Source organism: Bradyrhizobium sp. BLXBL-01, from assembly GCF_051853025.1.
GTDB lineage: Bacteria > Pseudomonadota > Alphaproteobacteria > Rhizobiales > Xanthobacteraceae > Bradyrhizobium.
Window position 1 is genome coordinate 3426190 of sequence record NZ_CP182471.1, and the last position, 18897, is coordinate 3445086.

Below are 18897 nucleotides of genomic sequence, written 5' to 3' on the forward strand. Positions count from 1 at the left end.
GGAGCCGATCAAAAATCGCCGACGGCGACGCGAATGGCGTCGAGCTCGCTGTCGGTCAGCTTGTTCTTGTGATGCCAATCGGCATTGGATTCCGCAGCCGGAAGACCCTTGCCCTTGACGGTATGGCAGATGATGGCGCTAGGCTTGCCGGCCACGGCCGGGACCTGCTTCAGCACCGTGCGCAGCGCGCCGACGTCGTGGCCGTTGACCTCCTGCACCGCGAAGCCGAAGCTGCGCCATTTGTCCGCGAGCGGCTCCAGCGGCAGCACGTAGTCGGTGGGGCCGTAGCTCTGCAGCTTGTTGTAGTCGATCAGCGCGACCAGATTGTCCAGGCCGTGCTTGGCCGCGCCCATCGCAGCTTCCCACACCGATCCCTCGTTGATCTCGCCGTCGCCGAGCAGCACGAAGGTCCGGTAGCTGCGCTCGCGCATGCGGGCGGCAAGCGCAAGGCCGACGCCGATCGACAGACCGTGTCCGAGTGCGCCGGTCGAGGCCTCGACGCCGGGCACCATGCCGTATTCGGGATGCCCGCCCAAAATGCTGTCGGAGCCGCAAAAGCCCTCCAGTTCCGCCAGCGGGAAGAAGCCGCGGTCGGCCAATAGCGCGTAGAGCGCCAGACAACCATGTCCCTTGCTGAGGATGGCGCGGTCGCGATCGGGATCGCCCGGGTTCTGCGGGTCGATCCGCAGCACATCGTCGTAAAGCACGCGGACCATCTCGATCAGCGACAGGGCAGGCCCGACATGGCCGCGTCCCGCGGAACGGACCGAACCGAGGACCAGGCGGCGCAAATACAGGCTGCGCTCGTCCAGCGTGCAGGTGAGAGCAGCTTCAGCGTGGGGTGAGATCTGGATCACGTTGGCAAATCGTTTGATGGAGCCGGCGGGCTTTGTCGAGCTGGCCGGCAAGGCGGACCGTCAGATCACCACCTTGCATAGCCAGGGCGCGCCGGGAGCGGCTTTCCGGCAAATAGGCATTCAGGACAATCAGGCACCAAATCGCCCCGAACACAGGATACAGTACGTCAAGACGGATCGCAAACGCGTCATCCCCAGCCGCGAAGGCCTGGGAGAGCCGCTCGATCAATCGGTTCGCGTCGGCGTCGGGCAGACCGCTGCCGGGGTGAATCGCGGTGTCGGACACGAGCTTGACCGGGTCGTCCCAGCCGAAATACTCGAAGTCGATGAAGCGCAATTTGCCGTCGTCGGCGCGCAGCGCGTTGTGCAGTCCGAAATCCGACGGGCTCAATGCGCGATGGGCGGGCGCAAGATCCGCGGCGGGATCGAGGCTCAGTTCCGCATAGCGCCTACGCAGTTGCCGGATTGCGACGGCAGTGGTGGGAACGAGGCTGCCGTCCATGAACGCACGCAGGTCCGGATCATCATCCGAGGCCCGCCGCAGGCCGTCGAGGCGTTGCTCGTACTGGGCGATGGCCGCCTCGGGCGAAAAGATGCTGGCCGATGCGTTCCGCAAAGTCTGCGCGCCTTCAGCGTCGCGCAGTCTTTGCAGCGCGATCAGGAAATCGGCCAGCTGGTCGGCGTCGTCGTGCCGGGGATGCAGGACCGCGGCGTCACCGTCGAACCATTGATACAGCGCGCAGAACGCCGCCGGATCCTTCGCGACCGGCCGCGGTGTCGACGTGATGCCGTGGCGCGAGAGAAACGTGAGCGCGTCATATTCCTGTGCCAGGCGATCACGTCCGTCGGACGGGTAGTGCTTGAGGGCGAGGGGCGGACCTTTCGCCATCTCCAGCCGGAACACCCGGTTGTTGCCGCCGGACCGCGCCGGTTGCGCGGCCGCGACCTGCGCCCCGGCGAGACGACTGCCGATCGAGACCGCATCCTGTACGCTGATGTCCGGCTCGCTCATGCCGTGAACACTCCGCGGTGGATATCGGCCCAGGTCGCGAGCGGCTCGCAATGCGCGGGATGCGGCGGCCGCGCCTGCGTGAACAGGATCGATCGCGTCGTCTTCGGAAAATGCGGCTGCGCGAAAACGTCGACGAGATCGTCAATGAAGATGTCGAGCTGCAGGCTTGCGAGCCGCTCGACCTTGGCCGCCAACGTGTCCTCGAAATAGACATTGCCCGCCGAGATCGCCGCGTCGGCGATGTCGATGAGGCCCGCGCTCTTCAGCCAGCCGCGCGCAGCCTCGCGCAAGTCGACCCGATCGGGATCCTGATGGCCGAACTGCGTCTTGTGGCTGACGATATAGACGCTCGCGCCGGCCTTGCGGCACGCGACAAGGAACTCGCGGACTCCAGGGTAGATCTCGGCGCCGCCGATGCCCTTGCCGTAGACGAAGCCTTGCAGCCCCTGCCAGGCAAGCTCGCCGCCGGCGCCGGAGCGCAGATAGTCCCGCACGTCGGTCTTCAGCCCGTCCCAGCCCTCCGGCACCAGCCCGCGCTGGCGCGCGGCCGCGGCAAAGACCCTGTCGTAGCATATGATCGTATTGTCGAAATCGATGCCGATCCGCACGCCGCTCACTTCAGGCTGATGTTCTGCATCATCTTGATGTTGAAATACCTGGGATCGTTGAGCGAGTTCGGCAGGCGGCCCGCCTTGAAGGCGTCGACGAGGCCGGACACGGCCTGCTCGATCGTATGCGTCGGCGCAAACCCGAGCTCGCGGCGGATCTTCTCCGACGACACGTGGTAGGAGCGCAGATCGTCGGTCGGCTCGACGGCCACGTCGACATTGTTTCCGACCACCGATTTGACGATGTCGGCGATCTTCATCAGCGAGTGGTTTTCGTAGCCGATGTTGTAGGTCTTGCCGTCGATCTTCGCATCGTCCTGCTGCAGCAGGAACAGATAGGCCGCCGACATGTCCTGGATGTGCAAATTGGGCCGCTTCTGCGTTCCGCCGAACACGCGGATGCGGCCGGTGTTGACGGCGAGATTGGTCAGGATGTTGACGACGACGTCGAGCCGCTGCCGCGGAGCGTAGCCGCAGACGGTGGCGGGGCGAACCGTGCAGGTGACGAAGCCCGACGCGGCCTCGTCGGCAAGATCGGTCTCGCACATCGCCTTGAACTTGGAGTAGTCGGTGAGCGGCTCGCAGGACAGCTCCTCTGTCACCTCGGCCTCGTCCTTGATGCCGTAGACGCTCGATGAGGAAGCATAGATGAAGCGCTTGATGCCTGCCTTCTTGGCGGCGCGCACCATCGGACGGAAGCAGTCGTAGTTGATGGACTTGCCGAGCCCCGGGTCCAGCTCGAACGAGGGATCGTTGGAGATGCAGGCGAGGTGAATCACCGCGTTGTTGCCGCGCAGCGCCTCGTTGATCGCGGCCTCATCGCGGATGTCGCCCTTGATGAGGCGCAGGTTCGGATTGTCGCGAACGGCGTTGAAGACGTCCTCGCCATACATGAACAAGTCGAGCACGGTGACCTTGTGACCCGCTGCAAGCAGCTGGGGGACCAGCACGCTGCCGACATAGCCGGCGCCACCGGTGACCATCACATTCCATTTTTGACCAATCACTGTCGCTCTCCGGGATTTTTCTTTTTGCGCTATTTCAACAACGCGGTGACGAACTTGACCAGCGGCGCCTTTTCGACCGAGTTGCGGTGACCGACGATGCCGACCTTGATCGCGCCCGCTGCGTTGCCGATGAAGGCGACGTCCTCGATATTGCCGCCGGCCGCGACCAGCGGCGCCGTGATCGTCAGGAAGGCGTCGCCCGCGCCGACGGTGTCGACGACGGTCTTGGTGAAGGCGGGGACGCGCGCAACGCCGGTCTTCGACGAGAAGGGGTAGCAGCCGAAGGAGCCGTGCGTGATGATCATGTTGTCGCAATCGATCTTGCGATGCAGGCCGCCCTCGATCACCGATGCGATGTCGTTGAACTTGTCTGTGGCGGCGAGGCGCGCTTCCGGTGCGTCGATGCAGACGTAGTCGGCCCGCGGATACTTCGTGATCAGGTTGTAGCCGTGATTGCCGCTGTTGCTCTGGGCGTTGACGGCCAGGAACTTGGAATTCGCGATCAGGGTGTCGATCGTGCTGGATGCGATCATGCCGTGACCGAAATCGGTGACGATGACGACGTCCGCCCCGCGGACGCGCTCGGCGGTGACGCGGTCGATCTCCGTGCGCGCGGCTTCGTCGAGCGGCGTGTCGTCCATCGTGTAGACTTCGAACAGCTTGTGCAGGTAGCCCATCTCGACGTACCGAAGCTTGCGGGTGGTCGGACGGCCCTGAACGCGGATCGGCGTGAGCTTTACGTTCGGGCGGACATGCGCCCGAATGAACTCTTCGGGGTAGTCGTTGCCGCCCAGCGTCGTGACGATCTCGACCGACTTGCAGAAGCTCGCGACGTGATTGGCGGCGGCAATGACGCCACCGGCAAACTGCTCGCCATTCTTGAGCAGGGTCGCGACGATGTTCTCCTTGGAGGCCTTCCCGAGCGCCGTGACGTACTGGTATTCGTCGATGATGGTGTCGCCGACCAGCACGACGTGCATGTCCTGGATCTTGTCGATCAGCTTCAGCAGGCGTTCGGCGCCGCCGCCATCGCGCACCTTCTGGAGGTAGTCGCGCAAGGGGGGATCGTAGATGTCGAAATAGCGGTTCAGCAGCGACGAGGAGCTGAACGTCACGTCGCGCGTGAAGACGATGCGTCCGCCATGACGCTCGACGGCCTCGCGCTCCACCGCGATCTTGCCGGTCACGTCATCCTCGGGATTCTCGTAGTCCGAGCCCTTCACGTAGATGTCGGGGCGCACGGTATCGAGGACCGGCTCGGCGCTGGAGGTCTGATTGATGCCGACCCAGTCGACCGTGCCGAGCGCGGCCAGCATCTCGGCGCGCATGTTCTCCGGGAAGATCGGCCGTCCCGGGCCCTTGTTGACGTAACGGTCGGCGGTGATGGTCACCACGACCACGTCGGCCTCGTTGCGGGCTGCCAGGATGTGCCGGACGTGGCCGAGATGCACCAGATCGAACACGCCGTGGCAGAGCGCGACGGTCAGGCCCTTTGCCTGTGCGGTGCGCGCAATCTCGCCGAGCTCCTCGATCGTCTTGATCTTCTCGTGCGGTGCCGGATGGCCGGCCGGCCTGTCTGTCGCAGCATTACCCATGTGAATGACCCAAGGCGCCGGTCGGTCTCAGTTGGCCGACCCGGAAATGATTGGCTGGCGGCAAAATATGCGGGTGAACGAATCTGCTCAACGGCCTGCCTTCTGCGGGGGGACCTCGTCACCGAGATATTTGAACCAGTCCTTGGTGGCGTCGGCGATCTTGTCCACCGTCCAGAGCGGAGCGTCCTTGTACTGGTCCATCGATTTCAACATCGTCGCGACGCCGTCCTCGAACTTCACCTTCGGCGCCCATTTCAGGACGCGCTTGATCTTGGTGATGTCGGCGTAGGTGCAGTCGGGCTCGCCGGGACGCTTGGGAATGTGGACCTTGTCGCCGCCGAGGAGTTCGACCAGACGGTTCACGCTGTAGGTGTTGTCCGAGCCGACATTGAAGATCTCGTGCGAGACGTCGGATCGGGCGGCGGTCACGAAGGCATCGGCGACGTCGCTGACGAAGGTGAAGTCGCGCGTCTGCTCGCCGTCGCCGACCACCGTGAAGGGCTTGCCCGCGAGCTTCTGTGCCATGAACACGCCGAACACGGCACCGTAGGTGCCGGTGGTGCGATGGCGCGGTCCGAACACGTTGAACAGGCGCAGCGCCACGGCGGGCAGCTTGTAGACCTGGCACCAGTGCATGACGCATTGCTCGCCGAGATTCTTGGTGAGCGCATAGGGATACATCGGCCGGATCTCGGCACTCTCCGGCGTGGGGTAAACATCCGGAATGCCGTAGCAGGAGGAGGAAGCCGCATAGATGAAGCGGCGGGCGCCGGCGTGCCGCGCCGCCTCGAGAACGTTGACCGTGCCATCGACATTGGCGCGGTGATAGGGGATCGGCGACTCGATCGAGGGAACGATGTCCGCCAGCGCGGCGAGATGGAAGACCCAATCCACCCCGTGGAAATACGGCTTGATCGCGTCGAGATCGGTGACGTCTGCCCGCACGACCTTCAACTGGCTCGAACCGGCGCGCGCGGCGAGGTTTTCGGCGCGTCCGATCACGAAATTATCGAGCGCGGTGACCTCGTGGCCGTCATCGAGCAGGCGATCGACGAGGTGACTTCCAATGAAACCGGCGCCGCCAGTAACGATGCATTTCATGGGGAACATCCGTGACGCGAATGCCCAGCGAAACAGGCCCGCCAATGTTGAGTGAAACCCGAAAGCCGACTATCAGCCGCTCGCAAACTTTGCAAGTATTATACCTTTGCAATCCTTGGTAATAGCCGGTATCACCCCGTGATGTTGCAATCGAGCCGCCAGCCCATGCCTGCCGAATCCGTCGATCCCGAGCATAAAGCCTTCCTCGACGATTACGTGGGGCGCCTGCATCGCGCGACGGCGGTCGACGACGGTATTTTTGCAAGGATCTCCGCGACACGCGCGTCCTGGTTGCGCACGCGCGAGCAGGGCGGCCGCGTCATCTTCGTCGGCAACGGCGGATCGGCCGGGATCGCCTCGCATCTGGCGATCGATCTGGCGAAGAATGCGTCGGTGCCTGCACTGTGCTTCAGCGATGCGAGCATGATGTCGTGCCTTGCCAACGATTACGGGTTCGAGGACTGGATCGCCCACGCCGTGCGGCTGAATGCGCGCGCCGGCGATTGCCTCGTCGCGATCAGCTCGTCGGGACGTTCGAAGAACATCCTCAACGCGGTTGCGCAGGCGCGCAAGATGAAGCTCGACGTGATCACGTTGTCGGGCATGAACACGGACAATCCGCTGCGGAATCTCGGCGACGTCAATTTCTGGGTCGACAGCCGCAGCTACAACATTGTCGAGACCACGCACCAGTTCTGGATGATGGCCGCAATCGACCTCGTCATCGGTCGTGCGGAATATCCGGCGTCCTGAGGCGGGCATCTTGATGCGGACGCGATTCAAGCATGCGGCCCTGTTTTCGGTGAAGCTGCTGCTGTCGATCGCCGTGCTGGTCTACATCGCGCGTGGTCTCGACCTGCGCCAGTTGCGCAATCATCTCGTCTCGGTCGATCCGGTCCTGTTCGTCGTCGCGCTTGCGCTGATCTTCTTTCAGACCTTCCTGCTCAACGGCCGGTGGGAGCTGATCATGCGCGCGCTCGGCGTGTCGCTGGATTGGCTCGCGGGCTGGCGGATTCTCATGATCAGCCTCTGGTTCAATCAGGTGTTGCCGTCGTCGGTCGGCGGGGATGCGGTGCGGATGTGGCTGCTGCGCCAACGCGACGTGCAGTGGCCCGAGGCGGTCAAGGGCGTTGCAGCTGACCGCTTCACGGCGTTGATCGGGCTGATCGTGCTGATGGTGGCCGGATTGCCGTTTCTGCTGTCACGCGTATCGAATCAGGCCGCGATCCTGGCCATCGGCGGACTGACGGTGGCGGGCGTCGCCGGCACGGTGGTCCTGTTGACGCTCGACCGTCTGCCGAAGCGCTTCATCGCGCTGCCCGCGATCGCGAGCTTCGTTCGGTTCGGAACGCTGGTCAGGTTCTTGCTCCTGCAGTCCGATCATCGCGCGCTGCTGTTCGGATCGGCGCTCCTCATCCACCTCGTCACCGCCGCGGCCTGTTACGCCCTGGCGCGCGGTGTCGGAGCGCAGCTCTCTGTCCTCGACGCCGGCATCCTGATTCCGCCGGTGGTGCTGCTCACGGCCGTCCCCATCTCGATCAGCGGCTGGGGCGTTCGCGAGGGAGCGATGGTCGCCTGCCTTGGTCTGGCGGGTGTGCCGTCCGAGGAGGCGCTGTCGATATCGCTCCTGCTGGGCGCCATCAGCGTGATCATCGGGCTGGCCGGTGGCGCAATCTGGTTGGCAAGTCGGGAGCGCGGCTCGTATGCGGCCGACAAGGCGGCCAAGGCGGCAGAGGACGCACCCAGTTACGGGCTGGGCAATGAGGCCTCGAGCCACCCATGACCCGCTTCAGCCCGTTGCCGAACTGGTCTTCACAGGGTGGGATGATCTCACTCGCGCGCGTATCTCATTTTTCGGTTGCACGATGAAAAACCTGTTCTACGTCCGCAATACCTGCCGCCTCTGTCATTCGGACAACCAAGAGCTGGTCGTCCCGATGGCAGGCATGCCCATCGGCACGCCGAACTTCCAGGTGCCGAATGCCAGCGTCGACGATCCCGTCTTCCGGGCTGCGGTGCCGATGTCGCTGCATCTGTGCCGGGATTGCGGCCACCTCCAGATTCTCCATGTCGGCAATCCGGAGATCCAGTACCGAAACTACGTCTATACCACCTCGCTCTCGCTCGGCCTGCGCGAGCATTTCGCAGGCTATGCCAACGACGTCGTCAGCCGTTTCGGCATCGCGCCGGGTTCGCTGGTGGTCGAGCTCGGCAGCAATGACGGATCGCTGCTCGGATTCTTCAGGGAGCGCGGCATGCGGGTGCTGGGCGTCGATCCCGCCGTCGACATCGCGCGGCGCGCCACGGAGGCGGGCATCGAGACCATCGGCGATTTCTTCACCGATGCCATCGGTCGCCGCATCCTGCAGAGCCATGGCGCGGCGAGCGTCGTGATCGCCAACAACATGATCGCCAATGTCGACAATCTGGATCCGCTGGTGATCGGGGTTCGTGACGTGCTCGCGCCGGACGGATTGTTCGTCTTCGAAACGCAATACGGCGTCGACGTCACCGAGAAGAACCTGCTCGATACCGTCTATCACGAGCATCTGTCCTATTTTAACATCAAGCCGCTGATCCGTTTCTTCGCCCGGCTGGGCATGGAGCTGATCGACGTCCAGCACATCTGGACCAAGGGCGGCTCGATCCGCGTAACCGTGCAGCGCGCCGGCGGCGCCAAGAAGCCGTCGGCCGAGGTCGCGCGTTTCGTTGCGGAGGAAGAACGGCTCGGTGTCGATCAGCCGGCCTATTATGCGCCGTATGTGAAGAGGATCGCCGCCATCCGCGACGAACTGGTCGCGATGGCCGATGCCGCCCATGCGCGCGGTCAGCTGGTCGCCGGCTATGGCGTGTCGGTGGGAACCACGACGCTGCTGCCTCAGTTCGGCCTGGAGAACAAGATCGACTTCCTGGTGGACGACGATCCCAACAAGGGGAAGGTGATGGCCGGACCCGGCTACGACATCCCGATCCTGCCGCCTGCTGCCCTTTACGAGCGGAAGCCGGCGTTCGTGGTGGTCTTCGCCTGGCGCTATGTCGACCCGATCCGGGCCAAGCACGCCCGCTATTTCGCCGATGGCGGGAAGTTCGTGGTGCCGCTGCCGGGGATTTCCATGGTCGACCGGGCCGACTGACGGGCCGGGCTTCGGATAGCCTCCTGCGGGCGCCTTGCGGGCGGACGACAAGTCCTTGATCCAGATGGCTTCTGCACGGCCATTCGGGGAAGGCGGCCTGCCCGGGCGAACTCTCTCTACCTTGACCTTTGGCCCCATCCGCAGTAGATACCCCGCACTCGCAGCCGGCCCGTTAGACGCGGATTTCCGGCGCGGCCTTGAAATCCCCGAACAATCGAGCCCGGTTTCCGGCTCATCCTTCGAGACAGAGGGCTGGGCCAACGGCGGCTGTTCGGATCCCTGAAATCCTTATTGGCGTCTCAAGCGATGGCAGTCAGCCCGTTCAAGTTCTTGCAGGAAGTGCGCTCGGAGACCGCCAAGGTCACCTGGCCGACCCGCCGTGAGACCACGATCACCACCATCATGGTGTTCGTGATGGTCGCCGTGGCCTCGATCTTCTTCTTCGCCGCCGACCAGATCATCCGTGTTCTCATCACCTACCTTCTGGGCATTCACTGATGGCAACAGCAACCGCTCAAGTGTCCGACAAGCGCTGGTACATCGTCCACGCCTATTCGAACTTCGAGAAGAAGGTCGCCGAATCGATCCGCGAGCAGGCCAAGCAGCGCGGGCTCGAGGAGCTGTTCGAACTGGTGCTGGTTCCGACGGAGAAGGTCACGGAAGTGCGCCGCGGCCGCAAGATCGACGCCGAGCGCAAGTTCTTCCCCGGCTACGTGCTGGTGAAGATGAAGCTGACCGACGAGGCATTCCATCTGATCAAGAACACGCCGAAGGTCACGGGCTTCCTCGGCGCCGAGAACAAGCCGATGCCGATCTCGGAAGCCGAGGCCATGCGCATCCTGCACCAGGTGCAGGAGGGCGTGGAGCGGCCGAAGGCGTCGGTGTCGTTCGAGATCGGCGAGAACGTGCGCGTGGCCGACGGCCCGTTCGCCTCGTTCTCGGGTGTGGTCGAGGAAATCGACGAGGCGCGTTCGCGCGTGAAGGTCGCGGTGTCGATCTTCGGCCGCGCCACTCCGGTCGAGCTGGAATTCGGTCAGGTCGAGAAGGTCTGATCGGGTAACGCGCGAGGCTTCGGTCTCGCGCAACAAGAGGCCGTGGGAGGACGAGGGCGGTTGCCAGCCGCCCGTTGATCCCGACCACGAACCTGAAACCGCCGGCTCTGCCGGCACAACAGGAGTGATACATGGCAAAGAAAGTGACCGGATACCTGAAGCTTCAGGTCCCGGCCGGTGCGGCGAATCCCTCGCCCCCGATCGGTCCCGCGCTCGGTCAGCGCGGTCTCAACATCATGGAGTTCTGCAAGGCGTTCAACGCCCAGACCCAGAAGGAAGAGAAGAACACCCCGATCCCGGTGATCATCACCATCTATGCGGACCGTTCCTTCACCTTCGAGATGAAGACGCCGCCGATGTCCTACTTCCTCAAGCAGGCTGCCAAGATCCAGTCCGGCTCGAAGGCGCCGGGCCGTGACAAGGCCGGCAAGGTGACCAAGGCGCAGGTGCGCGAGATCGCCGAGAAGAAGATGAAGGACTTGAATTGCGACACCATCGAATCGGCCATGAAGATGGTCGAGGGCTCGGCCCGTTCGATGGGTCTGGAAGTTGCGGGGTAAGCGGCTATGGCAATCGGAAAGCGTTTGAACAAAGCCCGCGAAGGCATTGACCGCGAAAAGCTTTACCCGCTCGCGGACGCCATCAAGATGGTCAAGGAGCGCGCGAAAGCGAAGTTCGACGAGACCATCGAGGTCGCGATCAATCTCGGCGTCGATCCGCGTCACGCCGACCAGATGGTCCGCGGTGTCGTGACCCTGCCGAACGGCACCGGCCGTACGCTGCGCGTCGGCGTGTTCGCCCGCGGCGCCAAGGCCGACGAAGCCAAGGCCGCCGGTGCCGACGTCGTCGGCGCCGAGGACCTGGTCGAGAAGGTGCAGAACGGCACGATCGATTTCGACCGCTGCATCGCCACTCCCGACATGATGCCGCTGGTCGGCCGCCTCGGTAAGGTGCTGGGCCCGCGCGGCCTGATGCCGAACCCGAAGATCGGCACCGTGACCATGGATGTCACCGGTGCGGTGAAGGGCGCCAAGGGCGGCTCGGTCGAGTTCCGCGTCGAGAAGGCCGGCATCCTGCAGGCCGGCGTCGGCAAGGCCTCGTTCTCCGAGGAGAAGCTGGTCGAGAACATCAAGGCTCTGGCCGATGCTGTCTCGAAGGCGAAGCCGGCCGGTTCCAAGGGCACCTACATCCAGCGCGTTGCGGTGTCCTCGACGATGGGCCCCGGCGTGAAGGTCGAGCCGGGCACCATTCTCGGCTGAGGTTTGGAAATTGCATGAGGCGAGGGGCGGAATCGGGTGACCGATTCCGCCCCTCGTCGCTTGTGGCGCCGCTGACCGGAAACAACAACAATGACTGACAAGGTCCTGATCTACTCGCGCTTTCCCAAGTCGATGATGGCGCGTTTCGCCGAGCGGTTCGAGCTGCTCGACACCGGCGGCAAGCCGGCGCGCGAGGTGTTTCCGGTCGAGGAGCTCAACGGCATCCGCGCGCTGCTCACCGCGGGCGGCTCGCCGTTCGGTGCGGAGGCGATGGACCTGTTTCCGAAGCTCGGCGCCATCGTCTGCTACGGCACCGGTTATGACGGCGTCGACCTGAAGGCAGCGGCCAGCCGCAACATCGCAGTCGGCCACAGCCCGGGCGCCAATGCGGCTTCCGTCGCCGACATCGCGATGACCTTGATGCTGGCGACCACGCGGCGGATTTTGGTGGCCGACCAATATGTCCGCAGCGGCGATTGGGCGGCCTCGAAACAATCGCCGATGATGCGGCCCCAGGCCGGCATGCCCGGGCGCCGCATCGGCGTCTACGGCATGGGCGAGATCGGCCGCAAGATCGCGGCGCGCTGCGCCGCCTTCGAGAGCGAGGTCGGCTATTTCAGCCGCACCAAATACGATCTGCCTTATCAATGTTTCCCATCGCTGGAGGCGCTGGCCGACTGGTGCAGCGTCCTGATGATCGCGGTGCGGGCAGGGGCCGAGACCCAACATGTCGTCAGCGCCGATATCCTCAAGCGCCTCGGCGCGGACGGCTATGTCGTCAACATCTCCCGCGGCTCGGTCATCGACGAGAAGGCCCTGGTCGCGGCGCTCACCGACAAGACCATCGCGGGGGCCGGCCTCGACGTCTTCGAGAAGGAACCGCACGCGCCGGACGCGCTGACGGCCCTTCCCAACGTCGTGCTCGCCCCGCATATCGGCGGCCACACCCTGGATTCGCACGTCGCCATGCAGAACTGCGTGCTGGCCAACCTGACGGCGTTCTTCGAGGGCAAGCCGCTGCCTTATAGGGTCAAATCGGCCTGAATCGGTCCTTGTTGGGCCATCTCAAACCCAACCGGCAATCGATTGGAACTGGTGTGAATTTTGCTCTTGGCAAGCAGGCTCCGAGCGGTTAAAGAACCGCCTCCGGACGTGCCGGCCTCGGCAGGCGCGTTCGTGCACGCATTCCGAAAACCCGACACGACAGGAGATCATTCCTTTTCAGGACGTCCGCAAGGATTTGCCCGAAAAGGAAGGAAAACCCGTCGGTTGGCAGGGATGCGGGCAGAGGTCGGGCGGTTCGCCGGCTGGCCTCGTCCTGTCCAAGACTGCAGGCGCCCGCGAAGAATTTCGATTCCTCAACGGCTTAATCGCATGGCCTGCATAGACGGGTGAAGACCGGATTTCACTTCGCATCCAGCTTTAAGGGCTGACTTTGCGAAACGGGTCTGGTTCGGACCTCGACACGCCGTGGGCCCTTGGGCTCCCGGAGGGCAGGCTTTGAATTGTCGTCTTGCCCGGCGTGTCCGATGGGTTTTTGACCCGGAGGTTCAGGTTTGGGCGGGACGATGGGTGCAACCCGGCGGTCCCGCTTCTCGCGATGACCGCCAACCGGAGAGAGCTTGCTGTGGAACGAGCGGCAAAAAAAGAAGCGGTCGAACAGCTCAATGAGGTCTTCAAGACCACGAGCGTCGCGGTCGTTGCTCAATATTCCGGCCTCACCGTCGCCCAGATGCAGAAGCTGCGCCAGCAGATGAAGCAGGCGGGCGCTGCGGTGAAGGTCTCGAAGAACCGTCTCGCCAAAATTGCTCTTGAAGGCACTGACGTCGTTGCCATCGGCCCCATGCTGAAGGGGCCGACCGTGATCGCGACTTCCAACGATCCGGTAGCGGCGCCGAAGGTCGCCATTGAATTCGCCAAGGCGAACGAGAAGTTCGTCATCGTCGGCGGATCGATGGGCAAGACCGTCCTGAATGTCGACGGCGTGAAGGCGCTTGCCTCGCTGCCGTCGCTTGACGAACTGCGCGGCAAGATCGTCGGCCTCATCGTGGCCCCGGCGACCAAGCTGGCCCAGCTCGCCAACGCGCCCGCGGGCAAGCTCGCGCGCGTCATCCAGGCTCATGCCTCAAAGGGCGAAGCGGCCTGACGCCCTTCGCAAAACTCAAACCCGAACCAGACTTACACTCAAGGAAACTGAACAATGGCTGACCTGCAGAAGATCGTTGACGACCTCTCGAGCCTGACCGTGCTCGAAGCTGCCGAACTCGCGAAGCTCCTCGAAGAGAAGTGGGGCGTTTCGGCTGCCGCGGCTGTCGCCGTGGCCGGCCCGGCTGCTGGTGGCGCTGCCGCCGCTCCGGCGGAAGAGAAGACCGAGTTCACGGTCGTTCTGGCCTCCGCCGGCGACAAGAAGATCGAGGTCATCAAGGAAGTCCGCGCCATCACCGGTCTCGGCCTGAAGGAAGCAAAGGACCTCGTCGAGGGTGCTCCGAAGCCGCTGAAGGAAGGCGTGAACAAGGAAGAAGCCGACAAGATCAAGGCCCAGCTCGAGAAGGCTGGCGCCAAGGTCGAGCTCAAGTAAGCACTGCTTACTGGTGGGATCCCGGGCGGGCAACGGCTCTGCCCGGGATCCTGGTCCCCCTTCGCGAGGGTGGACCGGATGCAAAAGGCGTGCGACGGAACGATCCGACGCGGGCCGAACACGAAAAAGTGTGGGGATTTGAGGGTTTGACCCTCGAATCTGCACTATTGTCGCCCCATATCGGGTCGGCAGCACGAAAGCGCGGTGGGCAGGGATGCCGGATTTCCCTGTAAGCCGTTGGGAGAGCAGGCTATTTCGGGCTTTTGCAGTCCGTGAAGATGATCGTTGTGACGGGCGGGCGCGCATCTGCGCCCCGCGCGTCGTTTTGCGTTTTGAAGGTCTGAAGAACAGATTCAGGACATCGGCGCCTGAAACTGCGTCTCCGGCCCCCAAGACGGGTTCGAAAATTCAACCCGGAAAGCGGTGGCAGCCGCGTTCCGGACGGTGCGCCCAGGGCGGGCGACGAAAATGAGAGGCCACGATGGCGCAGCAGACATTCACCGGTCGCAAACGCGTTCGCAAGTTCTTCGGACACATCAAGGAAGTCGCCGAGATGCCGAACCTCATCGAGGTTCAGAAGGCGTCCTATGACCAGTTCCTGATGGTGGACGAACCCCAGGGCGGACGTCTCGACGAGGGTCTGCAGGCGGTGTTCCGCTCGGTGTTTCCGATCTCCGACTTCTCGGGCACCTCGATGCTGGAATTCGTCCGCTACGAGTTCGAGCAGCCCAAATACGACGTCGACGAGTGCCGCCAGCGCGGCATGACCTTCGCTGCGCCCCTCAAGGTGACGCTGCGCCTCATCGTGTTCGATATCGACGAGGAAACCGGTGCGAAGTCGGTGAAGGACATCAAGGAGCAGGACGTCTACATGGGCGACATTCCGCTCATGACGATGAACGGCACCTTCATCGTCAACGGCACCGAGCGCGTCATCGTCTCGCAGATGCACCGTTCGCCCGGCGTGTTCTTCGACCACGACAAGGGCAAGACCCATTCCTCGGGCAAGCTGCTGTTCGCCGCCCGCGTCATCCCGTATCGCGGCTCCTGGCTCGACATCGAGTTCGACGCCAAGGACATCGTCTATGCGCGTATCGACCGTCGCCGCAAGATTCCGGTGACGTCGCTGATGTTCGCCCTCGGTCTCGACGGCGAGGCGATCCTGTCCACGTTCTACAAGAAGATTCTCTACAAGCGGACCAAGGAAGGCTGGCGCGTTCCGTTCGACGCCAACCGCTTCCGCGGCTACTCCACGGTCAACGACCTGATCGATGCCGACACCGGCAAGGTCGTGCTCGAGGCCGGCAAGAAGCTCACCGTCCGCGCCGCCCGCCAGCTCCAGGAAAAGGGGCTGAAGGCGCTGCGCATGGCCGATGAGGAGCTGGTCGGCAACTACGTCGCCGAGGATCTCGTCAACCCCAAGACCGGCGAGATCCACGCCGAGGCCGGTGAGGAGATCACCGACAAGCTGATGAAGGCGCTCAACGAGCAGGGCTACAAGGAGCTGCCGCTGCTCGACATCGACCACGTCAATGTCGGCCCCTACATCCGCAACACGCTCTCGGCCGACAAGAACATGACGCGCGAGGACGCGCTGTTCGACATCTACCGCGTGATGCGTCCAGGCGAGCCGCCGACGCTGGAATCGGCGCAGGCCATGTTCCAGTCGCTGTTCTTCGACGCCGAGCGCTACGACCTCTCCGCGGTCGGCCGCGTCAAGATGAACATGCGCCTCGACCTCGATGCGCCCGATACCCAGCGCACGCTGCGCAAGGAGGACATCCTCTCCGTCATCAAGACGCTGGTGGATCTGCGCGACGGCAAGGGCGAGATCGACGACATCGACCATCTCGGCAACCGCCGTGTGCGTTCGGTCGGCGAGCTCATGGAGAACCAGTACCGCATCGGCCTGTTGCGCATGGAGCGCGCGATCAAGGAGCGCATGTCCTCGGTCGACATCGACACGGTCATGCCGCAGGACCTGATCAACGCCAAGCCGGCGGCCGCCGCGGTGCGCGAGTTCTTCGGCTCCTCGCAGCTCTCGCAGTTCATGGACCAGACCAACCCGCTCAGCGAGATCACCCATAAGCGCCGCCTCTCGGCGCTCGGACCGGGCGGTCTGACCCGCGAGCGCGCCGGCTTCGAGGTGCGCGACGTGCATCCGACGCATTACGGCCGCATCTGCCCGATCGAGACGCCGGAAGGTCCGAACATCGGCCTGATCAACTCGCTCGCGACCTTCGCGCGCGTGAACAAGTACGGCTTCGTCGAGACGCCGTATCGCAAGGTCAAGGATGGTCGTGTCACCGACGAGGTCGTGTACCTGTCGGCGATGGAGGAAGGGCGCTATTCCGTGGCCCAGGCCAACGTGCCGGTCGACGCCAAGGGCCGCTTCACCGAAGACCTCGTGGTCTGCCGTTCGAGCGGCACCCGCGACGTCGTGCCGATGACGCCCGACAAGGTCGACTACATGGACGTGTCGCCGAAGCAGCTCGTTTCGGTCGCCGCGGCGCTGATCCCGTTCCTCGAGAACGACGACGCCAACCGCGCGCTGATGGGCTCGAACATGCAGCGCCAGGCGGTGCCGCTGGTTCGCGCCGAGGCGCCGTTCGTCGGCACCGGCATGGAGGGCGTGGTTGCCCGCGACTCGGGCGCTGCGATCGCGGCGCGCCGTTCGGGCGTGATCGACCAGATCGACGCGACCCGCGTCGTCATCCGCGCCACGGAAGATCTCGATCCGACCAAGTCGGGCGTCGATATCTACCGCCTCATGAAGTACCAGCGCTCCAACCAGTCGACCTGCATCAACCAGCGTCCGCTGGTGAAGGTCGGCGACATCGTCAAGAAGGGCGACATCATCGCCGACGGTCCCTCGACCGATCTCGGCGAGCTCGCTCTGGGGCGCAACGTGCTGGTCGCGTTCATGCCATGGAACGGCTACAACTTCGAAGACTCGATCCTGCTCTCCGAGCGGATCGTGAAGGAAGACGTCTTCACCTCGATCCACATCGAGGAGTTCGAGGTGATGGCCCGCGACACCAAGCTCGGACCCGAGGAAATCACCCGCGACATTCCGAACGTCTCGGAAGAAGCGCTGAAGAACCTCGACGAAGCCGGTATCGTCTACATCGGCGCGGAAGTGCGCGCCGGCGACATCCTGGTCGGCAAGATCACGCCGAAGGGCGAAAGCCCGATGACGCCGGAAGAGAAGCTGCTGCGCGCCATCTTCGGCGAGAAGGCCTCCGACGTCCGCGACACCTCGCTGCGCGTTCCCCCGGGCGTGCAGGGCACGATCGTCGAAGTGCGCGTGTTCAACCGCCACGGCGTCGACAAGGACGAGCGTGCGCTGGCGATCGAGCGGGAGGAGATCGAGCGCCTTGCCAAGGACCGCGACGACGAGCAGGCGATCCTGGACCGCAACGTCTACAACCGTCTTGCCGAGCTGCTCGAGGGGCGGCAGGGCATTGCAGGTCCCAAGGGCTTCAAGAAGGACACCAAGATCACCCGCGCGGTGCTCGAGGAGTACCCGAAGTCGCAATGGTGGCTGTTCGCTTCGCCGAACGACAAGCTGATGGCCGAGATCGAGGCCATGCGGAAGCAGTACGACGAGTCGAAGAAGGGGCTGGAACAGCGCTTCCTCGACAAGGTCGAGAAGCTTCAGCGCGGTGACGAATTGCCGCCCGGCGTGATGAAGATGGTCAAGGTCTTCGTCGCGGTGAAGCGCAAGATCCAGCCCGGCGACAAGATGGCCGGCCGCCACGGCAACAAGGGCGTGGTGTCGAAGATCGTGCCGATCGAGGACATGCCGTTCCTCGAAGACGGCACGCATGCCGACATCGTGCTCAATCCGCTCGGCGTGCCTTCGCGCATGAACGTCGGACAGATCCTCGAGACCCATCTCGGCTGGGCCTGCGCCGGCCTCGGCAAGCGTATCGGCCAGACCGTCGATGCATACCTGTCGAAGCAGGACATCAAGCCGCTGAAGGAAACCTTGAAGAAGGTGTACGGCGAGGACGAGACGATCAAGTCGCTCAACGACAACGAGCTGCTCGAACTCGGCCATAACCTCAGCCGCGGCGTGCCGATCGCAACCCCGGTGTTCGACGGCGCCAAGGAAGCCGACATCGAAGAGATGCTGAAGCTGGCCGGTCTCGACGCTTCGGGTCAGTCGACCGTCTATGACGGCCGCACCGGCGATCCGTTCGATCGCAAGGTGACGGTGGGCTACATCTACATGCTCAAGCTGCACCATCTGGTCGACGACAAGATCCATGCGCGTTCGATCGGTCCGTACTCGCTCGTCACCCAGCAGCCGCTGGGCGGCAAGGCGCAGTTCGGCGGCCAGCGCTTCGGCGAAATGGAGGTGTGGGCGCTCGAGGCTTACGGCGCGGCGTACACGCTCCAGGAGATGCTGACGGTGAAGTCGGACGACGTCGCCGGCCGTACCAAGGTGTACGAGGCGATCGTGCGCGGCGACGACACGTTCGAGGCCGGTATTCCGGAATCGTTCAACGTGCTGGTCAAGGAAATGCGCTCGCTCGGCCTCAACGTCGACCTGCACAACTCCAAGATGGGACCGGCGCCGACGTCGGAAGCGGCCGAGTAATTCGACCTGTCATGCCCGGCCTTCGCGGCCGGGCATCGGCGCCCCGCCCGAGGCCTTGAGGGCAGAGTGCCGTGCAGAAGTGATTTTC

General features: G+C 63.9%; 17 protein-coding genes. 11 read left to right on the forward strand and 6 right to left on the reverse strand.

Annotated elements, in window-relative coordinates:
- Positions 1 to 8: 8 nt before the first annotated feature.
- From ACNJYA_RS15730 to ACNJYA_RS15755, 6 genes are all read right to left on the reverse strand, one after another.
- Complete coding sequence (locus tag ACNJYA_RS15730) at positions 9 to 857, reverse strand: transketolase (protein WP_172783188.1); 849 nt, start codon at positions 855 to 857, stop codon at positions 9 to 11.
- On the reverse strand, positions 832 to 1869 hold the full coding sequence (locus tag ACNJYA_RS15735; RefSeq protein WP_439366842.1) for an aminoglycoside phosphotransferase family protein: 1038 nt from the start codon (positions 1867 to 1869) through the stop codon (positions 832 to 834). Before ACNJYA_RS15735 ends, ACNJYA_RS15730 begins: the two co-directional genes overlap by 26 nt.
- Entirely contained in the window at positions 1866 to 2477 is a 612-nt protein-coding gene (locus tag ACNJYA_RS15740) for a hypothetical protein (protein ID WP_246570703.1), read from the reverse strand. The genes ACNJYA_RS15735 and ACNJYA_RS15740 overlap by 4 nt, the downstream gene beginning before the upstream one ends.
- A gap of 5 nt (positions 2478 to 2482) precedes the next feature.
- Entirely contained in the window at positions 2483 to 3484 is a 1002-nt protein-coding gene (locus ACNJYA_RS15745; RefSeq protein ID WP_172783191.1) for an NAD-dependent epimerase/dehydratase family protein, read from the reverse strand.
- A gap of 29 nt (positions 3485 to 3513) precedes the next feature.
- Complete coding sequence (locus tag ACNJYA_RS15750) at positions 3514 to 5079, reverse strand: PfkB family carbohydrate kinase (protein ID WP_172783192.1); 1566 nt, start codon at positions 5077 to 5079, stop codon at positions 3514 to 3516.
- Positions 5080 to 5166: 87 nt separating this feature from the next.
- Positions 5167 to 6180: an SDR family oxidoreductase gene (locus tag ACNJYA_RS15755; RefSeq protein ID WP_172783193.1), complete on the reverse strand. Its 1014-nt coding sequence runs from the start codon at positions 6178 to 6180 to the stop codon at positions 5167 to 5169.
- A gap of 165 nt (positions 6181 to 6345) precedes the next feature.
- On the opposite strand from ACNJYA_RS15755, the gene ACNJYA_RS15760 reads away from it, so the two are divergent.
- From ACNJYA_RS15760 to rpoB, 11 genes are all read left to right on the forward strand, one after another.
- Positions 6346 to 6933, forward strand: coding sequence for an SIS domain-containing protein (locus ACNJYA_RS15760; protein ID WP_439366843.1), 588 nt, complete (start codon positions 6346 to 6348; stop codon positions 6931 to 6933).
- A 49-nt stretch (positions 6934 to 6982) separates the two neighbouring features.
- A complete protein-coding gene (locus ACNJYA_RS15765; protein ID WP_257187441.1) occupies positions 6983 to 7963 on the forward strand; it encodes a lysylphosphatidylglycerol synthase transmembrane domain-containing protein in 981 nt (326 codons plus the stop codon).
- Positions 7964 to 8117: 154 nt separating this feature from the next.
- Positions 8118 to 9314: a class I SAM-dependent methyltransferase gene (locus ACNJYA_RS15770; protein ID WP_260379732.1), complete on the forward strand. Its 1197-nt coding sequence runs from the start codon at positions 8118 to 8120 to the stop codon at positions 9312 to 9314.
- Positions 9315 to 9620: 306 nt separating this feature from the next.
- Positions 9621 to 9812 carry a preprotein translocase subunit SecE gene (secE, locus tag ACNJYA_RS15775; RefSeq protein WP_026202711.1) on the forward strand — a complete coding sequence of 64 codons (192 nt, stop codon included), beginning with the start codon at positions 9621 to 9623 and terminating at the stop codon, positions 9810 to 9812.
- Positions 9812 to 10366, forward strand: coding sequence for a transcription termination/antitermination protein NusG (nusG, locus tag ACNJYA_RS15780; protein WP_018647229.1), 555 nt, complete (start codon positions 9812 to 9814; stop codon positions 10364 to 10366). The genes secE and nusG overlap by 1 nt, the downstream gene beginning before the upstream one ends.
- Before the next feature lie 131 nt (positions 10367 to 10497).
- Positions 10498 to 10926: a 50S ribosomal protein L11 gene (gene rplK / locus ACNJYA_RS15785; protein WP_011088164.1), complete on the forward strand. Its 429-nt coding sequence runs from the start codon at positions 10498 to 10500 to the stop codon at positions 10924 to 10926.
- A 6-nt stretch (positions 10927 to 10932) separates the two neighbouring features.
- Positions 10933 to 11625 (forward strand): 50S ribosomal protein L1, encoded by a 693-nt coding sequence (rplA, locus tag ACNJYA_RS15790; protein WP_025037003.1) that lies wholly within the window; start codon positions 10933 to 10935, stop codon positions 11623 to 11625.
- A gap of 90 nt (positions 11626 to 11715) precedes the next feature.
- On the forward strand, positions 11716 to 12669 hold the full coding sequence (locus ACNJYA_RS15795; RefSeq protein WP_439366846.1) for a 2-hydroxyacid dehydrogenase: 954 nt from the start codon (positions 11716 to 11718) through the stop codon (positions 12667 to 12669).
- Positions 12670 to 13252: 583 nt separating this feature from the next.
- Positions 13253 to 13771, forward strand: coding sequence for a 50S ribosomal protein L10 (gene rplJ / locus ACNJYA_RS15800; protein ID WP_025037001.1), 519 nt, complete (start codon positions 13253 to 13255; stop codon positions 13769 to 13771).
- 54 nt (positions 13772 to 13825) lie between these two features.
- Positions 13826 to 14203: a 50S ribosomal protein L7/L12 gene (gene rplL / locus ACNJYA_RS15805; protein WP_024342440.1), complete on the forward strand. Its 378-nt coding sequence runs from the start codon at positions 13826 to 13828 to the stop codon at positions 14201 to 14203.
- 481 nt (positions 14204 to 14684) lie between these two features.
- Entirely contained in the window at positions 14685 to 18809 is a 4125-nt protein-coding gene (gene rpoB, locus ACNJYA_RS15810; protein WP_124157675.1) for a DNA-directed RNA polymerase subunit beta, read from the forward strand.
- The last annotated feature ends 88 nt before the right edge of the window (positions 18810 to 18897 follow it).

Coding starts and splice junctions, on each gene's coding strand:
- rplA (WP_025037003.1), top strand. CDS start 10,933: ATGGCAATCGGAAAGCGTTTGAACAAAGCCCGCGAAGGCATTGACCGC.
- ACNJYA_RS15750 (WP_172783192.1), bottom strand. CDS start 5,079: ATGGGTAATGCTGCGACAGACAGGCCGGCCGGCCATCCGGCACCGCAC.
- rpoB (WP_124157675.1), top strand. CDS start 14,685: ATGGCGCAGCAGACATTCACCGGTCGCAAACGCGTTCGCAAGTTCTTC.
- ACNJYA_RS15770 (WP_260379732.1), top strand. CDS start 8,118: ATGGCAGGCATGCCCATCGGCACGCCGAACTTCCAGGTGCCGAATGCC.
- rplL (WP_024342440.1), top strand. CDS start 13,826: ATGGCTGACCTGCAGAAGATCGTTGACGACCTCTCGAGCCTGACCGTG.
- ACNJYA_RS15735 (WP_439366842.1), bottom strand. CDS start 1,869: ATGAGCGAGCCGGACATCAGCGTACAGGATGCGGTCTCGATCGGCAGT.
- rplK (WP_011088164.1), top strand. CDS start 10,498: ATGGCAAAGAAAGTGACCGGATACCTGAAGCTTCAGGTCCCGGCCGGT.
- nusG (WP_018647229.1), top strand. CDS start 9,812: ATGGCAACAGCAACCGCTCAAGTGTCCGACAAGCGCTGGTACATCGTC.
- secE (WP_026202711.1), top strand. CDS start 9,621: ATGGCAGTCAGCCCGTTCAAGTTCTTGCAGGAAGTGCGCTCGGAGACC.
- ACNJYA_RS15795 (WP_439366846.1), top strand. CDS start 11,716: ATGACTGACAAGGTCCTGATCTACTCGCGCTTTCCCAAGTCGATGATG.
- ACNJYA_RS15755 (WP_172783193.1), bottom strand. CDS start 6,180: ATGAAATGCATCGTTACTGGCGGCGCCGGTTTCATTGGAAGTCACCTC.
- ACNJYA_RS15760 (WP_439366843.1), top strand. CDS start 6,346: ATGCCTGCCGAATCCGTCGATCCCGAGCATAAAGCCTTCCTCGACGAT.